The organism is Natranaeroarchaeum aerophilus, from assembly GCF_023638055.1.
Classification (GTDB): domain Archaea; phylum Halobacteriota; class Halobacteria; order Halobacteriales; family Natronoarchaeaceae; genus Natranaeroarchaeum; species Natranaeroarchaeum aerophilum.
In genome coordinates, this window is sequence record NZ_JAKRVY010000003.1 from 1 (window position 1) to 19,554 (window position 19,554).

Consider the following 19,554-nt stretch of genomic DNA (forward strand, 5'->3'; position numbering starts at 1 on the left):
ACTATTTACTACTGGTAGATACTTATAGATACTGGATTCTGTAACAGTTACACTATCCCACTCAGGCTTCGTCGTTTACGGCCGACCGAAACGCCCCCATCGCCTCACGCCAGGCGTCGATAATCTCGTCGTCACGTTCGCTATCCCACGGCTCGATCTCGTCGTTCGCAGCGAGCCACTCGACCGCCCGGGAGACGCCCTCGGAAAACGGGATCGTGTACTCGAAGTCGAGATCACGACGGGCTTTGCTGTTGTCGAACACCGTGGCGTAGTACGTGTGGTTTTCCAGCAGATGTCGGCGCTCGGGATCGGCCTCCAGCAGCTGTTCGGTCGGGATGTGGACGAGTTCGGGCTCGGGGGCGTCAAGCGCATCGGCGACGATCCGGTAGTACTGGTTCCACGTGATCACCTCCTCGCTGGTGACGTGATAGGTCTCGCCGTAGGCACGCTCGTTGCCCACGGCACTGACGAACGCTCTGGCGACGTCCTCGCGATGGCAGGGCCCCCACAGCGAGGTGCCATCCCCGTGGACGACGATCGGTTTGCCCTTCCGGATGCGGTCGAGGTAGTACGTCCCGTCGCCGAAGGTGTGAAGCACTGGCCCCTGATCGCCGTAGGTGCTCCAGGGCCGGATGATCGTGGTTGCGAACGCCTCGCCGTCAGCGGCGGTAAAGACGTCTTCGGCTGCTGCCTTGTTCTTCCCGTACTCGCTGGTCGGCGGTTCCCGTGGGGCGTCCTCAGTGACGGGGTTAGTGTCGAGCGGCCGACTGTAGACGTCGATCGTCGACGTGAAGATGTACTGGTCTATCTCGCCTGCGAATGCCTCGATCGCTCGTTCGGCCGTCTCTGCGTCGAAACAGACCATGTCGATGACGCAGTCGACGTCGAGGTCGGCTACCTGCTCGACGAACTCCTCGTGGTCGTCGCGGTCGCCGTAGACGAACTGCACCGATTTGGGGACCTCCGCGTCGGTCTCTCCCCGCGTAAAACAGGTCACGTCGTGTCCGGCGTCGACGAGCTGGCGCGTGATTTCGGTACTGATCAGTCCCGTCCCGCCGATGATAAGAACGTCCATGTGCGGTGGTCGCGTCGCCGCCGGAAAAGTCTCCGGTCTAGCCCGCGTGTGATTCGATCAGATCAATCAGTCGCTCGGTTTCGACGAACCCCTCGGCGATCCGCTCGACCGGCTCACCGTCGACAAAGAGGACGAACAGCGGGACACTCCTGACGTCAAACTCGTCGATCAGCGGCGGATCGTTACGGGGGTTGATCGTTCCCACGGTTGCGGGGCTGCTCCGGTGGACGTTCCCGAGGATGGGTTCCATCGACTGACAGATCGAGCAGCCGTCCGTGTAGAACTCGACGAGTGCGAGGTCGTGGTCGGCGACGAATTCGTCGAGGTCGGCGGTGTCGTACAGGCCAGCAGGACGATCGATCCCGTCCCCTTGCACCTCGTTCGCTGGTCGATCCGAGTCGGTCATAGCTGACGTACGTTCTCGAACGGTTTACATGCTCCCGAAGAGGGACAGCTACCGGTGGGACCAATCAGATCCCGATCTCGCAGTCGGATTCGAGTGCTTCGTTGCCCAGTTGTGATTCTTCGTCAGCACGGTCCCAGTCGCCGTCCTCGGCGGCCCGTGCCGCCGCTGCCCAGTGTCCGGCCGCAGTCTCGAAGTTCTCTGCAGCACAGGTAAACTCGATGAAATCGTCGCGAATATCACCGGGCGCGATCTCTTCACCATCGCGGAACGCGGTGACGGCATCGGAAAATTCGTCTTCCGAATCCTCGATACGCTCATAGGAGCTGTGCCACTCCTCGCGCTCGAAGTGTTCGAGCCCATCCAGAAACAGTTCGAGCCCGGAGATTAGCGACGCGAACCCGTCCGCCAGCGGGACCATACTGTCGACGATGGTCTGCATCTCGTCGATCGCGCTCTGGAGTTCGTTCGGGTTGATATCCGACAGTGATTCGAGGACATCCCTGTCGACATCCGCATACGCATCCTGAGCCGCCTCGGCGCTCGAACTCGCGTCCTGGAAGTGCGAGTGAGCCGAGTCGACCCGATCGATCGCGTCACTGAACCGTTCTGCGTCGATATAGCTGTCGGCTGTTTCGATGTCTTCGACACCAGAATCCAGCGACTCGAACACTGCGACAAACTCGCGCAGGAACGTGATCAGATCACGGCGTGCGTCGATCTCGTCTCGCTGATCCTGACTTGCGTACTCCGCCGCCTCGTCGAGATCCGACTCTCCGTCGTCGATATACGACTGTATCAGACTGATATCGAAATGACCGTCCTCGATACTGTCGACTGCGTCGAGTTCGTCTTCGAACGTGGAAATCGCCTGTTCGAGGTTCCGGTCGGCATCATCGATGTACTCGGCCGCGATCTCGGTATCGTCACGGGACTCCTCCTGTGTCTCGCCGTTCTCCTCGTCACCGGTCTCGTCCTCTCCATTTTCCTCATCGCCGTTTGCTTCATCCTCAGTATCGTCGTCATCGAGGCAGCCGGCGACCAGCAAACATCCCACGACCGCAGTGCCCGATTGCAGGTATGTTCGTCGTTCCATAGTGGCTCCTTTCCGCCAACCGGTAAATATTTGCTGGGAAGATATATTTATTAGTATTCAACTGCGCCAGCTTCGTTTAGTTTTTCCGCCACGAACCGTGTCTGACGAAAAGTTAACGTGACACCCCGCTCATGGACACGTATGGAAAACTCCTCAGCGGAGATCACTGCGCTCGTCGGCCGTGAAGTCTACTCAAACAACGGGGTGTTCGTGGGCGAGATCGAGGATGTCCGCCTCGACCTCGACAAACAGCAGGTGACCGGGCTTGCCCTGCACCAGCTTAATATGGATCTGTTCTCGGGACACGTCGGGGATGGACGCGGCATCATGATCCCGTATCGGTGGGTGCGGTCGGTCGGCGATGTCGTGCTGATCAATAGTATCGTCGAGCGACTTAGCTCCCCCGACGAGAACGATTCGAGCGAAGTCGTCGTGTAGCGGGCTCTGTCCTGGAGTCCTATCGTCGATCGATTGCTACGGCCCGGTGTAGGCGCTACCCCCGGCGAGCCCGGGTTCCGGATCGGACTGTGAGGTGCCCAGCGGTGCGGACTGGGAGTCAGTTACACACATTGTACTCACAGCAACTAGATCGAAGTCATATTACTGTTTCCCCGAAAGCCGGATGAAGTCATATTTCCCCATATCTATAATGGATATTTAGAATATATAAATGAATGAAAGATTTGACTCAGGTTCGGCCAATAAAATTAAGTATCTCACCCCCTTCACCAGTATATAGGCATGACTTCGAATTTACTCGACACACAGCTTGATGAAATTCTTCGCGAGATGATCGATGACGCCGACGAGGAGTTGTTGCTCGTGAACCCGGCGGAGGAGACGATCGAAACGTTCGTCGATGTCGCGACGCATCTCGACGGCGAGCTCCCGTCTGTCCAGCTTCTTGCCGAGGAGCGGACGCTCAAAGACGTCATGGACGACTTCATCATCGCGAGTAACACCGCCGACCTCGTCGAGATGGGCGTACTCACGCTTCGGACGGTCGAAAGCCCGCCCCGGAACTCGCTCGTCATTACCGACGAGTCCATCGTCGCACTAATCGACACGGGCAACGAGGTTGCCGGACTCGTCTCGGAGGACGATGCATTCGTCGATCGGACAGTCGAGACGTATCGCAGCCGGTGGGAGGCAGCCGACGAGTTCAATCTCCGAACCCCACCGATCTCCCGCGTTCGCGAGACGCTCAGCGAAGAGATCAGTGCCGACGCCGAGGCCGACTTCTCCAACATTCTCGACTCCCTCGAAACGGCCCGCGGTGACGGCGACGGTCTCGACGAAGTAACGATCAGCCTGCTCGTCGCGGCGAAAAACGAGGCACTGCTTTACGACATCAGCAAGTGGGGCGAGGACGTCGGGATCGCCTCGAAAGCGACCTTTTCGCGGACGAAGACGAGGCTCGAAGACATGGGCCTGATCGATACCGAAAAAGTCCCGATCGACGTCGGTCGACCGCGACTCCGCCTGAAGTTCGGCGACGACCGCCTTCGTGACGCTGACAACGGTCAGCTCGCGACGACGGCCCAGTCGATCCTGAACTAGATCCCTACGCTTTTTCGACTCCCCGCACGACTCTCGGGGTATGGACGTTACTCTCGTCGGCGACGGTCCCGCTATCGACGCCCTCACGGAGACGTTGCACGACGCATCGGTTTCGACGCGAACAGCTGACGCCGAGGAGATCGGAACGGCCGAGTTCGCCGTCGTTACGGACCTCGCCGGAGCGCAGACGTTCGACCGGGCGAACAGGGCAGCACGCGAGGGCGGGACGCCCTGGCTTGCCATCGAGGTCGGCGGGATCGGCGGGCGGGCGATCGGCGACATTGACGCAGCTATTTCGGGGTTCGCACCCGCGACGGGCTGTTATGACTGTCTCCGGTCTCGCGTCGACGCGGACCGCGACTCCGATGGGGCCAGCAGCGAGCCCAGAGCGGGCCGGAGTGCAGTCCGACTTGCGGGCTCGGTCGCCGGTCACGAACTCGTGCAGTTGCTCTCCGGTGAGGAGACTCCCGTGCTGGGCGGCGTCATCGAGATACCCCATCACCGACGCCAGTTCCTGCCGGTTCCGGGCTGTGAGTGTGGCTCCGCGCCTGCCGCTGACCTCGACCTCGCGTACGAACCGTCCCCGGTTGAGGCGGCCCTCGAACGTGCGGAGATGGCACTCGACGACCGGGTCGGCATCGTCGAATCGGTGGGGGAGATCGAATCGTTCCCGGCCCCGTACTACCTCGCGAACGTCCGTGCAACGAGTGGCTTTAGCGACGCCGACGCGCCCGCGCAGGCTGCTGGCGTCCATCCAGACTGGAATACCGCGTTCATGAAGGCGCTCGGGGAGGCCCTGGAGCGCTACGGGGCGGCGATCTACCGGGACGAAGAGTTCCAGCACGGCCGTACCGACGACATCGAGAACCCGATCACACCGGATCGGTTCGTACTTCCCGACGACACCGACGCGGATCTCGACGGGCCGATCCCGTGGCGTTCCGGACTGGATATCGACACGGGAGAGACGGTGTCAGTCCCCGCCGAGAAGGCACACTTCCCGCCGCCGACCCGCGAACTCGGAGCCGCCATCACGACCGGCCTTGGACTTGGCTCCTCAACCGTCGGAGCACTGCTGTCGGGGCTATACGAGGTAATCGAACGCGACGCGACAATGCTTGCGTGGTACTCGACGTTCGAGCCCCTTGCACTGGCGGTCGACGACGAGGCGTTCCAGTCGCTGGCCCGTCGTGCCCGGAGCGAGGAACTCACGGTGACCCCCCTGCTCGTCACGCAGGACGTGGACATCCCCGTCATTGCTGTTGCCGTCCACCGTGATGGCGAGTGGCCGCGCTTTGCGGTCGGTTCCGCAGCTGCTCTCGATCCCACAGACGCAGCCCGAGACGCTCTGGCTGAAGCCCTCCAGAACTGGATGGAGCTCCGCTCGATGGGCCGAGAAACCGCGAGCGAGGAAAGCGGTGCGATCGGCGAGTACGCCTCGTTCCCCGAGGAGGCTGCCATCTTCGTCGACGCCGGCAACCCGATTCCAGTGGATTCTGTGGGGCCAGACGACGTTCCCGAGGGCGAGGCAGAACTCGATATGCTCGTCGAACGGGTCGTCGACGCCGGACTGTCGCCGTATGGCGTCAGGCTCACCCCGAGGGATCTAGAGACCATCGGCTTCGAGGTCGTGCGTGCGGTCGTTCCGGAGGCACAGCCACTCTTTACCCGCGAACCGTTCTTCGGCGAGCGCGCCCGAACCGTCCCGGGCGACCTCGGATTCGAGCCGCGACTGGAGCGTCGATTCCACCCGTACCCCTGACCCATACTCTTTCTCGGTTCCTGTCAGGACCGTTTAACGGATATTCCGAATTTTGCTGAATACCGGTTTATTGCCGTCAGAGGCGTGTATACCATTGTACCATGGGGACAGTTAACAATGAAGTAGATCTGGCAGAATCGACAAACGACTACGAGGACGTGCGCAAGCGCCGCTCGGTACTGGGGACGATACGTAACGGAACGTTCTACCTCTCGCTCGTGCTGGCCGGCGTCCTGTCCGTGCTGTTCCTTCCGGAACTGCTCGGGACGCTCGCCACCGGCTGGTCTGCCAGCGGTGCCGCCGAACTCGGCATCCACCGGCTTCACATCATGGGGATCGCGACCGTCGTGACGGTCTTCCTGCTTGGCCTGTTCGCACAGGCCTACCGGCCGAAAGACCGGATCGCGTCGATGTGGGGTGCCTTCATCGTCATCGCCGCAATCACTGCAGGGACCGTCTGGTACGGTGTCGGCCGCCCCGAAGAGGTGATACCGTTTTTCCTCCTCACGGGTATCGCGCTGGTCGCCCACCCTGCGGGCCGACGGCTGTTCAGGCGTGGTGACTCCTACAGTCCCGCGCTGCTGGGGCTGGTCGCCCTCGCGGCCGTCCCCCTGCTGGCGTTCATCTCGACCCAGCTGGGGGCCAGCACCGGCACGCTCGATTCACACGGTATCATGGGCCACCACGTGATGATGGCTGGCCTTGCCGTGGCACCGCTGGCGTACGGTGCGTTCGCCGCACTCGGTTTCGACGGCTGGCGACTTGCCTCGTGGCTCGCCGCACTGCCGATGGGCTACTACGGCCTCATGTCCATCTCGTTCCCGGCACAGTCCAGCTCGGCGGGCGTGCTATGGGGAAGTGCAGCCATCATCTGGGCACTCGCGTTCGTCATCACGGCGGAGTACTCCCGAAGGTCGGGCTCAGACGTGCTCCGACGGTCGAGATGAGCCTCGGAGCAGCTGCTCGACGACCGCGACGACGAGTACGATCGCCAGCGGGAGAACCCAGAACATGACGTACACCGAATCGGGCCGGAGCGTCACGCCGGGTGTCGCACCGACCTCGCTCGCGGCCGCAAACGACTGCCAGCTTCGATAGAACGACCACGAAAAGAGAACGATTAGCGTTACGACGGGCGCGACGAGTCCGCGACGATACAGCAGGACGGCTGGCACCGCACCGAGGACGACGAGGCCAAGACAGGCAGCGGCAAGCAAGAGCGCACCGGCGGCCTGTTCGGGGGAGAACACCTCAACGACCGATCCCGGCCGGATCGACGCGTACGCCCACAGCGCAACGAGCGCGTGGAGGAGGCCGCACGCGAGCCCGAGAAGGACCGCGTCACGAGTGAGTATCCCGCTCAATGATCGCTGGAGGGTGTGCAGGGGCGAGGACATGGTGAAAGTGTAATTTCGCAACCAGATAGTTGTTGGGGCGCTGCGGCCCAGTCCGAACGACCGACCAGATCTCTGACCGACCCGAACGAGCGCCTATATCCCCAGCGTCGCTCGCAGGAAGTCACGAGTACCCGGGCCGAGACCGACTGCAAGGACGGTGATCAACAGCAACATCGCGTACGCTGGACTTTCCTCGAAGATCCGGTCGTCGAAGATCCAGACGACGAAGACTGCCGCACCCAGTTTGAGGAAAATGAAGGGCCACGCAGTCCCGATCGCATCGGTCACGAACTGGGGCTGGACCGTGCCGGTATTGTTGTAGATGAACCCGTTGACGACGTGTTTCGGGCCGTAGTTCGGCAGGCCGAACACGTGGTTCCAGTCGAGGCTGAGAACGTTCGCGACGCCGTCGACGTTGTGGCCCCAGATGACCAGCGCGCCCATGAGCCCGGTCCCGGCGTTGACAGCAGGGGCGAAGCGCTCGGTTGCCCACCACGCGCCAGCGGTAAGGATCGTCGCCCCCCCGAGCGTGATGACTGGCACCCAGAGGTTGAACGTAATCGCGTCGGATACCTGAATCACCCAGCCGAGATAGACGATCGTGATCGTGAGCAGGACGGATCCCGCGACTGCAAGCGGTGGCTGGAACCGATCGACGACCCCACGTTCCGAGAGTCCGATACTCACCAGCAGCGCTGCAAGGGTCAAGAAGAAGACGGTGAAGTAGATAAAGGGGCTGATCAGCGCGGCGCTCCAGGGATACGGCACGGTCGCGGCGGCCTCCGGCCCAAGCGTGATCCCGACGTCCTCGACAGTTCTTAGTGCCCCACCGAAGAGGACGAAGGGGAACAGCGCGAAGAAAAACGCCGGATCGTAGCCGAGTTCCAGACGGCGAAGCAGGAGTACGACACCGACAAGCATGAAGATGAGGATCAGCGCGTAGCTGATGGTCGAGACCGTCGTATAACCCGGTTCGGCGACGTAGCCTGTCGCCTGAGCACACTCGGTGGTGCTCGTCAACAGTGTCGTCTCACCGCCCTCACGGACGGCACACGTCGCACCCTGTCCGTCGGCCGCCACGGGGCCCCAGAAGTACCGCCAGAGAAACCCGTCGTAGACCTGCCGCGGGAACGCGAGTGCCCCGACAACGAGGATACCGACGATGCCGACCAGCGCGGCGAGCCACGCTCGAAACGGCTCGTCGATCCGTTCGTACAGCTCTTCCATACACGATACAGCGTCCGGGTGGACTTTCAGGGTTCCGGTCTATTGCATCGCGTCTAACAGAGCGTCGTGGAGGTGTCCGTTCGAGGCGACCAGTCCCTCGCTTCCGACCTCCCATCGATCGCCGTGGATGTCTGTCACGACTCCACCTGCGTTCCTGATCAACTGTACGCCCGCAACCGAATCCCACGAGTTCGGCGTGATCGGCGACGCAGCGGCGTCGACCGTTCCGCTCGCGACCATCGCAAGCGTTGCCTGTGCAGACCCAAACCGTCGGATATCGCCGAACCGGCGGCCAAGCCGGCCGATCGTCTCGACATGATTCTCGCCCTCCATGAACCCCCACCAGAGCGTCGTCGCGACCTGTGCGGCGGCCGGATCGCTCCGCTCGCTCACCGAGATCGGCTCGCCGTTCAGCCGTGCCGTCGAGTCGTCGGCGACGTAGGATTCCCCGAGCGCTGGCAGAATCGTCGCGCCCGCGACGGCCTCTCGATCCACGACCGCCGCGACGCTCGTACACCAGATCGGGTTCCCGCGCACGTAGTTGGCCGTCCCGTCAATCGGATCGACGATCCAGGCTGGGCCCTCTTCTGGCACCTCTTTCAGTGCATCATCTTCCTCCCCAACGATTGGATCGTCGGGATACCCACTGTGGATCGCGTCGAAGACGGCCCGCTGGGCGTCCCGATCGGCCTCCGTGACGACATCCGACGGGTTCGCCTTCGTCTCGACGTCAAGCTCCCCGCGGAACAGCGCGAGGGCACGATCGGCCCCTGCGCTGGCCGCGCGTTCGGCGATCCCGGCTCGTTCGCCTGCCTCGTTTCCCATACCGTTCGCTACCGGGAGGACGTCCCTCACTCTGTCGGTCCCGTCGCTCAGCCCAGATGTTTGACCGACACCCGCTTGTGGCCGCCGTCCCACTCAAGCGTCGTTTCATCGACGATCCGCTCTCGCACCGTTTCTCGCCAGTCCTCGACAACCTGCTGGTGGTACTCCCGGTGTCGTTCGGGCGTGTATCGCTCCGGTTCGGCCCGTAGCTCGTCTTCGGTCTCTTCGGGCTCGGGGTACGTCGGTAGCTCCGCGATCAGTTCTGTGGGATCGACGTGAATCGGCACCGGGTCGCCGTACTCCTCATCCGTAACGCCGTACTCTCCCTCACGTACCCGATGGATCCGCGCCCGCATTCGCCCCGCGAAGGGCGGCGTCACGCGCAGGACGACCTCGTCGGTGCTGCGAAGCGTGCGCTCGGCTCCCGTCACCACGTCGTCAGCCGTCACCGCGATCGACCTGATCGCGCTGGGATCGGACTGCTCTTCCATTACCACCTGCTTGGCCTGCGTGTACTAAGACCTGACTTCCGGCTGCATGCTCAGCCAGATCCCCAGCGGGATCGTTCCTGCAATCAGCCCGTAGACGACGCCCATGATCGGGTCGACACCGAGCTGTGGGTGGAAGGCATAGCCGAGCGACGCGCCAGTGATATCACAGACGGTCGCGACGATGATGAGTTGCGTTGCGAAGGGCTTGGAGTGGAACCATCCGGCGGACATATTCACGTCAATATTCCGCATCCAAATGAGTGTATTGATCCAGAGAGCCATGACGACCGGCCCGGCGCGATGTCGAGACGCGTGACTGGGCGAGCGGCATTCGTGAGAAGTTTGCGAGGGCAAGACGCTCCGTCTTGCCGCACTGTTGTGAGCCCATGTGGGCCGTCAGTGCGAGGGATGCGATTTGAACGCATGGACCTCTACAGGAGCGGATCTTGAGTCCGCCGCCGTTTCCAGGCTTGGCTACCCTCGCACGCAGTACGATGTAGCCAGTGGGGTGGGTTTAACCCATCGGTTTTTCGTCGGGGTATGCCGCCTGAATCGCCGACCGGAGCGACGCTTCGTCGGCGTCGTACGCCAGATGCGCCGGACAGTCACAGTCCGACGAGCCGAAGCCAGCCACCGGTGAGTCGGGCAGTGCGTCGGCGACCGCACATTCGACGTCTGCCTCGGGCTGGCGCCTGACGTCCGCGAGCGTCGTCGCCGGATGCCCCAGCAGGTAGTCGATATGCCAGTGTCGGACGTCGTGCTCGCCCGATGCGACGCGGCGATGGCGGTCGATTCGCGAAAAGCCACCCGCGCCAAAGGCGCTGCCGGTGTAGGCGTACCAGCCTTCCGGGAGGTTGTGCATACCGAGCGCGCCGATCTCCAGTTCGATCGATCCCGGGAGTTCGATCAGCAGGGTGTAGGTGCCGCCAGTCATCAGTCGTCAAGCCGGGCACGGTGTTCGGCAGCCAGCTCCTCGGCCTGCGCTTTCGTCTGGGTCTCTTTCCACCGGACGGCAGCCGCATCGCGGTAACCCACTGCGCTTTTGAGTTCGTCTTTGAGCATCCCGGTCTCGACGGCAAGGACGTCGCCATCGCTCGTGCCGTACTCCACGACGCCGTACCGGTTCGGCGCGGCTCGCGCGGCGGCGCGGTCGAGATCGCGCCACTGTGTGCGAAGCGGCATCTTACTCCTCATCGCTCTCGTCGACGATTTCGTAGGCCTGCTCGCTCAACTCGTCCTCGGCGAAGACGAACACGCGTCCTCGCGCGACTTCGGGGTCGGCCTCGACGATGACCGAGTGACCTTCTGCCCGGGCGTGGACGCCGGGGAACAGCTGTGTCTCCTCACCGGGCTCGACGAACACCCGGCCGACGCCGGTCGTTTCGAGGATCGAGTCGTGGGTGTTCCGGTCGTTGACGTACATCATCACGCCCTCCGTCTCCGTGGGGTTGGTGACGAGTACCTGCACGAGCTTTCCGGGGGCGGTTCGGACGGTCTCCAATGCCTTCTGTGGCGGCCCGTGATAGAAGACCTCTCGCCCGTCGAGATACTCGACCGTGATCCCTGACTCTTCGAGGGTGACGCCGAGGGTCGACGGTGCGACGTCGTTGCGTGCGCTCATGCCCGATGATTTGGTGGACAGGGGGAAAAACGCCGCGTTCGTCAGCGCTGACTCCGACAGGGTGGGGACCGTCGGAAAATATTTATTCGGTGCCGAGTACATCGGAGTAGGGTTGCCAACGTACCGCATGAAAGCGCTTGTCACGTCTAACTTCTCGTCTGAGGGTATCGACCGATTAACTGCGCTCGGCTTCGATGCCGAGTTCGATCCGATTGAGGATCGGGACTCGCGGCACTCAGTCGAGACGCTACAGGAGAAACTACAGGGAGTGTCAGTGTTCGTCTCGGGGTTCGATGGCGTCCCGGCCGAGCTGATGGACGCCGCCGACGATCTCAAGTTGATCGCCTGTCCGCGCGGTGGTCCCGATGCGAGCGTCGATATCAGTGCGGCGACGGAGCGGGGTATTCCGGTTCTGTACGCACCGGGCCGGAACGCCGAGACGGTCGCTGATCACACGATGGGGCTGTTGCTCGCCGCGACGCGCAACATCGCACTCGCGGATCGACGCCTCCGTGCAGGACAGTATACGGGCGAGCCACGCGAGGACGCCTCCGCTGGCGGCGAGCGCGAGGACGTCACCTGGGGGATCGGCGCTGACTCGCCGTACACCACGCTACGGGGGCCGGAGCTACACGGCCGAACGATCGGGCTCGTCGGCTTCAGTCGGATCGGCCGACGTGTCGCCAAACGGGCGAGCGCCGGCTTCGGAATGGACGTCATCGCGTACGATCCGTTCGTCGACCACGTCGAGATGGAGCCGTTCGACGTGGAGAAAGTTGACGACCTCGAAACACTGTGTTCGCGCAGTGACGTCGTCAGCCTGCACGCCGCGATCGCGCCGAGTTCCCGGGGAATGATCGGACCCGACGAGTTCGCGGCGATGCCCGAGCACGCGTACTTCGTCAACACGGCTCGCGCGGCGCTCGTCGAGGAGGGAGCCCTGCTCTCGGCGCTGGAAGCCGACCAGATCCGTGCGGCTGCGCTCGACGTCTACCACGAGGAGCCGATCGCCGACGACCATCCGTTACTGGAACGAGACGACGTCGTCCTGACGCCACATATCGGTTCGGCCTCCCAGGGCGTCATCGATCGTCACACCGAGCTGACGGTCGCCGATATCGAGGCACTGGCCGCGGACGAGCGTCCGATGCACGTCGTCAACCCGGAGACACTGGAGGGGTTCTCGCTGGATCTATGAGCGGGTATCAGGCAGTCTTCTTCGACATGGACGGTGTCACGGTTGCGACTGCGAACGCGTGGCGGGAGCTCGAAGCCGAGCAGATCCTGCCTGCCGCCGGTGAGGGAATCGACATCGAGACGATCCGGGCGCTCAGTCCCGAGGATTCCTACGACCGACTCGCATCGATGGACGAGGTCTCGTTACGGGTCGACCGCGACGAGTTCGTTGCCCTGTACGACGAGTACGCCGAGGAGGTCTATCTGGAACGTGCGACGCTTCTGGACGGCTACGAGGCGTTGCTCACGGACCTGCGCGCCGCGGGAGTGGCTCTCGGCCTCGTCTCTGCGTCCTGCCGGGACTGGGTGGAGCTGGTGCTGGACCGGTTCGAGCTCGGTAACGCATACGACGTGGTCGTTTCCTCGACCGATATCGACGGACCGTCGAAGCCGAACCCGACGCCGTATCTGACCGCAGCCGACCAGGTCGGCGTCGATCCGGAGCGGTGTATCGTCGTCGAGGATTCCGCCCACGGGATCGCGGCCGCGACAGCCGCCGGTGCCTGCACGATCGCACTTCGCGGCGCGGGCAACCGGGAGACGGATCTCTCGCCCGCCGACGAACTCGTCGAGGACGCGGCGGAACTGAGAACGCGGGTGTTCGACTTGCTGTCGGCCGGGGGATCCAACAGGGCTGATCGTCACCCGCGCGAAAAGTAAGAGGTAAGTGGACTTTGTGACTCTGTCACAGCATGAACGGTACTGCCGAAGCCCCCGCTGCCGGAACGATTCTCAACGCGCTCGCCAGCGGGAAGGGATCGGCCTTTGCGATCGACGCATATACGACTGCAACCGTCTCGCTGGATACCGATGCCGACACCGTGACGGGCGAAATCGAGAGTGCACCGGACGCAGACACCCGGCTCATCGAGCGGTGTGTCGAGCTTGCGACCGAACGCTACGGTGACGGCGAGGGGGGCACTGTCACGACCGAAAGCGAGGTGCCGATGGCCTCGGGACTCAAGAGTTCGAGCGCGGCGGCGAACGCGACCGTCCTCGCCACGCTCGACGCGCTGGGTAAGACCGAGACGGTCGAGCGCGAGACCGCCTGTCTGCTCGGCGTCGAGGCGGCACGTGACGTCGGCGTCACGATCACCGGCGCGTTCGACGACGCCTCCGCGTCGATGCTCGGCGGGGTCACCGTCACCGACAACACCGAGGACGAACTGCTCGCCCACGAGACCGTCGACTGGGACGTACTGGTCTATACGCCGCCCGAGCAGGCCTTTAGCGCCGACGCCGACGTCGAGCGCTGTCACCGGATCGCCCCGGTCGCCGAACTGGTCGCAGAACTCGCCGTCGACGGCCGGTACGGGCTGGCGATGACCGTCAACGGCTTTGCCTTCAGCGCGGCGCTGGAGTTCCCGACTGCGCCCGCCATCGAGGCCCTGCCAGAGGCCTACGGCGTCTCGCTGTCGGGAACCGGCCCGAGCGTCGTTGCCATCGGCGACCGAAAAGCACTCGAAGGGGTACAAGAGAAGTGGAACAAGAGACGTGGGACCACATGGCTGACAACGACACAATCAGCGGGCGCGCGGACGAGATGAGCCTCGACGAGCTCCGCGAGGAGATTCAGGATATCGACCACGAGATAGTCGAGTTGATCGCACGGCGCACGTACGTTGCCGACACGATCGCACAGGTAAAAGAACAGGAGGGCCTGCCGACGACCGACGAGTCACAGGAGGAGGCGGTGATGGCTCGTGCGAGCGAGAACGCCGATATGTTCGACGTCGACCGGAACCTCGTCAAAGCGATCTTTCGGCTGCTGATCGAGTTGAACAAGGCCGAGCAGCGGGAGTCTCGCTAGCGTTCCGTCAAACCGAGACTGTATTCGAGTGCCGAATCGACGTCTTCCATCCGGGAATCCGGAACAGAGCCAATCGACTCCGTGATTCGATGCTCGATCGAAACCGTGCGAATCTGACTACAGAGCGCGACTGAATCCTCTCGAAGGGGGGACTCCGCAGCGGTGACGAGCACCTCGAACGGATACAGTTTGTCCCCTCGCGACGTCGTGAAGGGGACGACGATCGTCGTCGGGGCGTTCTCGTTTCCGACATCGTTTTGCACGACCAGACAGGGTCGCGTGCCTCGCTGTTCTGACCCCTCTGTCGGATCAAGTTCGACGATGACGATATCTCCACGGCGAACGTCCATCGATTACCACTCCGGAGAATCGCCAAGATGGTCGTTGGATTCGCGAGACACGCCAGCCATCTCGGCTTCGAGAGCTTCTGCGTCTGCCGCATACTGTCGATAGCCCTCAGCTATTTCCTCGCGGCTCATGGGTTTCTCGATCGTGATCTTCCCGCCCTCTTCGTGGACGAGTACCTCGTCACCTCCGTCGATACCCAGTTTCTCTCGCAGTTCTTTCGGTAGAGTGACCTGTCCGCGTTCACCGACCGTACGTTCCTTGCTTCGGCCCATACATATCCATATCATATTCATATTCAAATCCCTTTCGGCTGCGCAAAGGTGGTTGAAAAGCGAAAGTCCAGCGTCGACACCGTGGTCTTCGAGTGCAAGGAGAACTTTCGACGCCCAAATGAACGCATCTCGGAGGTCTCCGCCTGCCACTAGCTGTCGTACTGCTCGGCCGTGACCGTGTACCGATGGTGGTCGATGATCTCGCCATCGGGCCGCCGCGTCGCGTTGCGGACGACGCCGTCGTACTGCCCGCCGAGTTCGTCGACGTACCGCTCGACGGCGGCCCGGGAGCGCTCGTTTCCGTCCTGGACCGGGACGGCCACCAGATCGAGACCGAGCCGGTCGAACGCCAACTCGATCATCGCCGCGGCACGCTCGCCGGAGTACCCACGCCCCCAGAACGGTTTTCGCAGCCAGATCGCCGGTTTCCCGGTCACTCACCCGGCGATACCGAGGGCGAGTCCTCGCCCATCTCTGACCCCGTCGCCGCGGGGTCGAACAGTTTGTCCTCGGGCGCGGTCCGGCCTGCGAGTGAGTGCTGCAGGCGGTCTGCCACGTCCTCACGTAGCTCGTCTGCGCGCTCACGATCGATATCGATCGCTCTGGCGTCCTGGCCGATCAGACTACTTGAGCCAGCGGTATCAACCGTCAACGTCGCGAGCTTTCGGCGACGCTGAAAGATCGTCTGACTGTCCAGCACAGTCTGGACGCGATGGTACGGAACCACCGTCGTGGTCCGGTTCCAGAAGCCCGCCCGCGTGACGACGTGGTCGTCGACGAGCGCGTAGCCGAGGTGTTTCCACTTGAGATGCGCACCGATCGGCACCGCAATCACGCCGAGCAGCATCCAGTACCACTCCAGTCCCGGCACGAAATATTGGTCGGCGAGATAGACGATCCCCGTCAGGACGGCCAGCACGCCCAGATAGCGGAAGAAGTACCGTTCCCGGGCGCGCTTGGGCGGGCGCTCGAACTCGACGTCGCCGTACGGCTCTATCGATTGGGCGAGATCGAGTACCCGTCCGCGTTTGGCGATCGGCACTGCGGACTGGGAGCCGCCGGACTCGCCGGGCGAGTAGCCCGCCGTCTCGATGAGCAAGGAGGCGTAGCCGACGGCCCGTTCGAGGACGTTCTCGCTGATCGTCAACGTCTGGACCTTCGACAGCGGAATCGTGCCGCTGTAGCGCTGGAGTAGTCCTCGCTCGAACCGGAGTTCGTCGCCGGTCCGCACGAGCAAGAACCCGTAGTAGTTCGTCACCGAGATAATGCCGCTGGCGATCGATGTCAGGAGGTAAAGCACGATCGCCGCAAGCGGCGCGACGACGTACAGCGGCCCGGCCCACAGTGCCGGATCCGCCAGCGCGGGCGACAGGAAGGGAATGGCAAGGGTCAACAGCGGAATGAGCCGCAGGTCGATCGAGACCACACCCAGAACCGCCAGTTCCCAGTCGGTGATCTCGAACAGCCGCTCGGTCTCGGGCTCGCGAGGGAGTTCTTCATCAGTCTCACGTTGCTCGCCGTTCTGGTCGGTTGTCACTCGCCGGCGCTTGCGCTCACTGAGCTCGTCCTGTAGTCGCTGTGCCTCCTCGTAGCTGACGTAGCGCAGTTGTGCTTCAGCACCACTGCCGCCAGCAGTCTCGAAGGAGACTTCGGCGATCCCGGCGAGGCGCTGGATCACGTTTCGACTGATCCCGACGTTCTGTATCCGGCGGTAGGGGATCTCACGGTTTCGCCGCGAAACGACGCCGGAAACCACATCGAACGTGTCGTCGGTTAGCTCGTACTCGAACCGCTGGTAGTAGAGGATCTCCCAGACGACAGCGCCGACGAGTCCAGTGAGGATCGCCGCTCCGAACACCAGTGCGCCTGTCGTTCCACCAATGACGGCGGTGCCCGAAAACCCGATCAGGAAGACGATCCAGAGCAGGCCGAGCGCCGTCTGGACGCTCCGGTAGGGAATCGAGAGCGGATGCAGTTTTGTCGTCATACAGCGTCGTCGCCCTCGGCGAGGATCGCCATCTGCTTGAGCCGGTGCTGGAGGTCGTCGGCATCGTCGGCGGTGAGGCCGGGGATCGTCACGTCAGCACCGCGGGACCCGGCGGTGTAGACGACTGCAGAGGCGAGGCCGACGAGCCGTTCGACCGGTCCACGACTGGCGTCGACGTGCTGGATCCGGACGTACGGAACGACCGTTCGCACACGCGTGATGACGCCGCGTTCGAGGTAGAGCGCGTCCTTGCGGACCTCGTACTCCCAGACGCGGTATCGCAGGATGGCGTGGACGACGCCGAGCAGGGCGAACACGCCGAAGACGGCAGGACCAACCCAGATCCCGACATCGAGGACTGCGAACTCGATCGCTCCCGCGATAGCGCCGAAGATGGTCGCCGATATCAGCGACTGGACGATCCAGACGATCCGCACTTTCGGGTTCAGCGACTGTGGCGGGATCGTCAGTTCCGACGCCGAGACGTCCTCGAGCTGATCGCGCAGATCGTCGGTCGTCACGCTGTCACCGGTTTCGCCGTCATCTGACGGCCCCGGTGCTTCTTCCTCTCGGTCCACTCGTGGAGAGGGTTCGGCTTGCGTGAAGCCGTCCGACTGGACCGCTGTCTCGTGGTCCGACTCCGTGGAGAGTCCGTTCGTCTCATCGGGCTGCCCGCCAGTCGAGCGCTCCGGCGGCTCCGACTCGTCGTTTCCGCTCATTGTCGATGTATCAGTGGGTGAGCCGTATATAACCCGGCGATCCAAATGGACATATTCGATCACGGGGTCGGGCCTGCACAGAGTGCCCTCGATCAGGTCAGTCCGTCGTCGTATACGAGTTCTCCATCGACGATCGTCGCAACGACCGAGATTTCGTTGATCGTTTCGGGCCGGTCGAACGGATCGGATTCGAGGACGACGGCATCAGCGGCCATCCCCGGTTCCAGCGTTCCCTTCCAGTCGTCCGTTCCCTCCGCGACTGCGCCGCCGTGGGTGTACGCCCGAAGCGCTTCGTCGACCTCAAGCCGCTGTGCAGCGGTCGGGGCGTTGACGGCGTGATGGATCCCGTACAGTGGTCCCGACGGCATCGTATCGCTACCGAACGCAAGATCAATCCCCCGGTCGCGGATGTCACGAAGTCGGTTCGTCCCGCCGTGCCACCGCTGCTCTAGTCGGTCGGCGTAGAGACCGGTATCGCCTGCCCACTGCAGGAAGTTCGGTTGCATACTCGCGAGTACGTCTAGTGACGCTACTCGGTCCAGCTGCTCGTCCGTCGCCAGCTCGAGGTGTTCGATCCGAAGGTTCGGCGCGGGCGTCTCGTATCGATCGGCGACGGTCTCGAACGCCGACAGTATACGACCGATAGCGGCATCGCCGATGGCGTGAACCGCGACACGCTGAGAGCGCTCGGACGCCTGTTCGAGAACCGTCTGCAGACGGTCAGTCCCGATCACGAACTCGCCCGAGTTGCCGAGGTCGTCGGCGAACTCACCGTCGAGTTTCGCGGTTCTGGAACCGATCGAGCCGTCGATGAACAGTTTGACGCCGAGTATCCGCAGACGGTCGTCCCCGAAGCCGGACGCCAGTTCGAGTGCAGCCAGTTCTTCGGCACGCTCAACGTGAATATAGTAGCCGATACGGAGCGGTAACTCGCCGTCGCGTTGGGCTTGCTGAAACGCTGCGTGCATGGGATCGCCCGTTCCACTGGGCGTCGTTAACCCTGCCATGTCCTGAACAGACGTGACGCCGAGTTCGTGCAATCGGTCGCAGGCGGCGTCAAGCAGTTCACGGGCACGCTCGCGATCGGGGTAGATCTCGCGCTGGACGAGTCCTGCGGCTTCCTCCACCACGATTCCGCTCGGCGTGTCGCTGGCATCTCGCTCGACACCGTCCGCTCCGGAGAAGTCGATCCTGTCGATCGCTTGCGTGTTCAGCGAAAGTGTGTGTCCGTCGACTCGCTGCACGACGATCGGATGCTGATCACTTACGCCGTCGAGTTCTTTCCGGCGAAGTCGAGTATCATCGTTCCATGCGCTCTCGTCGTAGCCGAAGCCGAGTACCCACTCCCCCGGTTCGGTGCGGGCAGCATTGTCGGCCAGTCGAGCTAGCACGTCTCGCCTCCTCTCTACTCCACTGAGATCCGTTTCCCGTTCGTAGAGACCGACCCAGAGAACGTGTGTATGCGCGTCGTGAAAACCGGGCAGGACGACATTCCCGTCGAGATCAATCCGACGATCCGAGCTCCTCTCGCGTATAGTAGTGCCCACGTCCGAGACGATACCGCCATCGAACCGTATCGCGTCTGTGGTGGATGTCGTGTCCCCCAGTGTGTGGATACGACCCCCGTGCAGAATCGTTGCATTCGGTTCCATGGGTGTGCGTTGCATCCCCACGATAAATATGTGTGCATCTTCCAGCAATAGTGGAGAATCTCGACATAACTTA

The 19,554-nt window shown here is 62.8% G+C and carries 25 protein-coding genes and 1 tRNA gene; 8 read left to right on the top strand and 18 right to left on the bottom strand.

The genetic code is table 11. The features are described from left to right. Positions 1-61 precede the first annotated feature (61 nt). The 3 genes from AArcSt11_RS06905 to AArcSt11_RS06915 all read right to left on the bottom strand — a co-directional run bounded on the left by AArcSt11_RS06905 (position 62) and on the right by AArcSt11_RS06915 (position 2,574). A complete protein-coding gene (locus AArcSt11_RS06905; RefSeq protein WP_250595774.1) occupies positions 62-1,075 on the bottom strand; it encodes an NAD-dependent epimerase/dehydratase family protein in 1,014 nt (337 codons plus the stop codon). 37 nt (positions 1,076-1,112) lie between these two features. Beyond that, positions 1,113-1,481: a thioredoxin family protein gene (locus AArcSt11_RS06910; RefSeq protein WP_250595776.1), complete on the bottom strand. Its 369-nt coding sequence runs from the start codon at positions 1,479-1,481 to the stop codon at positions 1,113-1,115. 64 nt (positions 1,482-1,545) lie between these two features. Next, positions 1,546-2,574 (bottom strand): DNA polymerase V family protein, encoded by a 1,029-nt coding sequence (locus AArcSt11_RS06915; RefSeq protein WP_250595778.1) that lies wholly within the window; start codon positions 2,572-2,574, stop codon positions 1,546-1,548. A 141-nt stretch (positions 2,575-2,715) separates the two neighbouring features. Between AArcSt11_RS06915 and AArcSt11_RS06920 the strand changes: the two genes are divergently transcribed. From AArcSt11_RS06920 to AArcSt11_RS06935, 4 genes are all read left to right on the top strand, one after another. After that, entirely contained in the window at positions 2,716-3,012 is a 297-nt protein-coding gene (locus AArcSt11_RS06920) for a PRC-barrel domain-containing protein (RefSeq protein WP_250595780.1), read from the top strand. A 303-nt stretch (positions 3,013-3,315) separates the two neighbouring features. Then, complete coding sequence (tbsP, locus tag AArcSt11_RS06925; RefSeq protein ID WP_250595782.1) at positions 3,316-4,134, top strand: transcriptional regulator TbsP; 819 nt, start codon at positions 3,316-3,318, stop codon at positions 4,132-4,134. A 40-nt stretch (positions 4,135-4,174) separates the two neighbouring features. After that, positions 4,175-5,896: a YcaO-like family protein gene (locus tag AArcSt11_RS06930; RefSeq protein ID WP_250595784.1), complete on the top strand. Its 1,722-nt coding sequence runs from the start codon at positions 4,175-4,177 to the stop codon at positions 5,894-5,896. 101 nt (positions 5,897-5,997) lie between these two features. Then, the gene (locus AArcSt11_RS06935; protein ID WP_250595786.1) at positions 5,998-6,843 is read left to right on the top strand and encodes a hypothetical protein; all 846 of its coding nucleotides are present in this window, start codon (positions 5,998-6,000) and stop codon (positions 6,841-6,843) included. On the opposite strand, the gene AArcSt11_RS06940 is transcribed toward AArcSt11_RS06935, so the two are convergent. The 9 genes from AArcSt11_RS06940 to AArcSt11_RS06980 all read right to left on the bottom strand — a co-directional run bounded on the left by AArcSt11_RS06940 (position 6,817) and on the right by AArcSt11_RS06980 (position 11,457). Next, on the bottom strand, positions 6,817-7,293 hold the full coding sequence (locus AArcSt11_RS06940; protein ID WP_250595788.1) for a hypothetical protein: 477 nt from the start codon (positions 7,291-7,293) through the stop codon (positions 6,817-6,819). The genes AArcSt11_RS06935 and AArcSt11_RS06940 overlap by 27 nt on opposite strands. Before the next feature lie 93 nt (positions 7,294-7,386). Beyond that, positions 7,387-8,520: a DUF63 family protein gene (locus AArcSt11_RS06945; RefSeq protein WP_250595790.1), complete on the bottom strand. Its 1,134-nt coding sequence runs from the start codon at positions 8,518-8,520 to the stop codon at positions 7,387-7,389. Between the two features lie 39 nt (positions 8,521-8,559). Then, positions 8,560-9,345, bottom strand: a complete 786-nt coding sequence (locus AArcSt11_RS06950; RefSeq protein WP_250595792.1) for an inositol monophosphatase family protein — start codon at positions 9,343-9,345, stop codon at positions 8,560-8,562. A 47-nt stretch (positions 9,346-9,392) separates the two neighbouring features. Continuing rightward, positions 9,393-9,836, bottom strand: coding sequence for a DUF8009 family protein (locus AArcSt11_RS06955; RefSeq protein WP_250595794.1), 444 nt, complete (start codon positions 9,834-9,836; stop codon positions 9,393-9,395). Between the two features lie 24 nt (positions 9,837-9,860). Beyond that, entirely contained in the window at positions 9,861-10,067 is a 207-nt protein-coding gene (locus AArcSt11_RS06960; protein WP_250595796.1) for a DUF8141 family membrane protein, read from the bottom strand. 169 nt (positions 10,068-10,236) lie between these two features. Next, positions 10,237-10,320: transfer RNA gene (locus AArcSt11_RS06965), tRNA-Leu, on the bottom strand. A 30-nt stretch (positions 10,321-10,350) separates the two neighbouring features. Next, positions 10,351-10,770 (bottom strand): GIY-YIG nuclease family protein, encoded by a 420-nt coding sequence (locus tag AArcSt11_RS06970; RefSeq protein ID WP_250595798.1) that lies wholly within the window; start codon positions 10,768-10,770, stop codon positions 10,351-10,353. Next, positions 10,770-11,018, bottom strand: a complete 249-nt coding sequence (locus tag AArcSt11_RS06975; protein WP_250595799.1) for a DUF7508 domain-containing protein — start codon at positions 11,016-11,018, stop codon at positions 10,770-10,772. Before AArcSt11_RS06975 ends, AArcSt11_RS06970 begins: the two co-directional genes overlap by 1 nt. 1 nt (position 11,019) lies before the next feature. Next, positions 11,020-11,457 (bottom strand): DUF5796 family protein, encoded by a 438-nt coding sequence (locus AArcSt11_RS06980; RefSeq protein WP_250595800.1) that lies wholly within the window; start codon positions 11,455-11,457, stop codon positions 11,020-11,022. Between AArcSt11_RS06980 and AArcSt11_RS06985 the strand changes: the two genes are divergently transcribed. Genes AArcSt11_RS06985 through AArcSt11_RS07000 form a run of 4 tightly spaced genes read left to right on the top strand, consistent with a single transcriptional unit; the run spans position 11,456 to position 14,503 of the window. Next, on the top strand, positions 11,456-12,655 hold the full coding sequence (locus tag AArcSt11_RS06985; RefSeq protein ID WP_250595801.1) for a 2-hydroxyacid dehydrogenase: 1,200 nt from the start codon (positions 11,456-11,458) through the stop codon (positions 12,653-12,655). The genes AArcSt11_RS06980 and AArcSt11_RS06985 overlap by 2 nt on opposite strands. Further along, the gene (locus AArcSt11_RS06990; protein WP_250595802.1) at positions 12,652-13,353 is read left to right on the top strand and encodes an HAD family hydrolase; all 702 of its coding nucleotides are present in this window, start codon (positions 12,652-12,654) and stop codon (positions 13,351-13,353) included. Before AArcSt11_RS06985 ends, AArcSt11_RS06990 begins: the two co-directional genes overlap by 4 nt. 32 nt (positions 13,354-13,385) lie before the next feature. Next, the gene (locus AArcSt11_RS06995) at positions 13,386-14,240 is read left to right on the top strand and encodes a shikimate kinase (protein ID WP_250595803.1); all 855 of its coding nucleotides are present in this window, start codon (positions 13,386-13,388) and stop codon (positions 14,238-14,240) included. Next, positions 14,198-14,503 (top strand): chorismate mutase, encoded by a 306-nt coding sequence (locus tag AArcSt11_RS07000; protein ID WP_250595805.1) that lies wholly within the window; start codon positions 14,198-14,200, stop codon positions 14,501-14,503. The genes AArcSt11_RS06995 and AArcSt11_RS07000 overlap by 43 nt, the downstream gene beginning before the upstream one ends. On the opposite strand, the gene AArcSt11_RS07005 is transcribed toward AArcSt11_RS07000, so the two are convergent. From AArcSt11_RS07005 to AArcSt11_RS07030, 6 genes are all read right to left on the bottom strand, one after another. Beyond that, complete coding sequence (locus AArcSt11_RS07005; RefSeq protein ID WP_238478921.1) at positions 14,500-14,853, bottom strand: type II toxin-antitoxin system PemK/MazF family toxin; 354 nt, start codon at positions 14,851-14,853, stop codon at positions 14,500-14,502. The two genes, AArcSt11_RS07000 and AArcSt11_RS07005, sit on opposite strands and share 4 nt — an antisense overlap. Positions 14,854-14,856: 3 nt before the next feature. Then, positions 14,857-15,123, bottom strand: coding sequence for an AbrB/MazE/SpoVT family DNA-binding domain-containing protein (locus tag AArcSt11_RS07010; RefSeq protein ID WP_250595807.1), 267 nt, complete (start codon positions 15,121-15,123; stop codon positions 14,857-14,859). Positions 15,124-15,272: 149 nt separating this feature from the next. Further along, complete coding sequence (locus tag AArcSt11_RS07015) at positions 15,273-15,560, bottom strand: GNAT family N-acetyltransferase (RefSeq protein WP_250595809.1); 288 nt, start codon at positions 15,558-15,560, stop codon at positions 15,273-15,275. Next, positions 15,557-17,110, bottom strand: a complete 1,554-nt coding sequence (locus tag AArcSt11_RS07020; protein ID WP_250595811.1) for a PH domain-containing protein — start codon at positions 17,108-17,110, stop codon at positions 15,557-15,559. The genes AArcSt11_RS07015 and AArcSt11_RS07020 overlap by 4 nt, the downstream gene beginning before the upstream one ends. Continuing rightward, complete coding sequence (locus AArcSt11_RS07025; RefSeq protein WP_250596307.1) at positions 17,107-17,574, bottom strand: PH domain-containing protein; 468 nt, start codon at positions 17,572-17,574, stop codon at positions 17,107-17,109. The genes AArcSt11_RS07020 and AArcSt11_RS07025 overlap by 4 nt, the downstream gene beginning before the upstream one ends. A gap of 347 nt (positions 17,575-17,921) precedes the next feature. Next, positions 17,922-19,481: an amidohydrolase gene (locus tag AArcSt11_RS07030; RefSeq protein ID WP_250595813.1), complete on the bottom strand. Its 1,560-nt coding sequence runs from the start codon at positions 19,479-19,481 to the stop codon at positions 17,922-17,924. Positions 19,482-19,554: the final 73 nt, after the last annotated feature.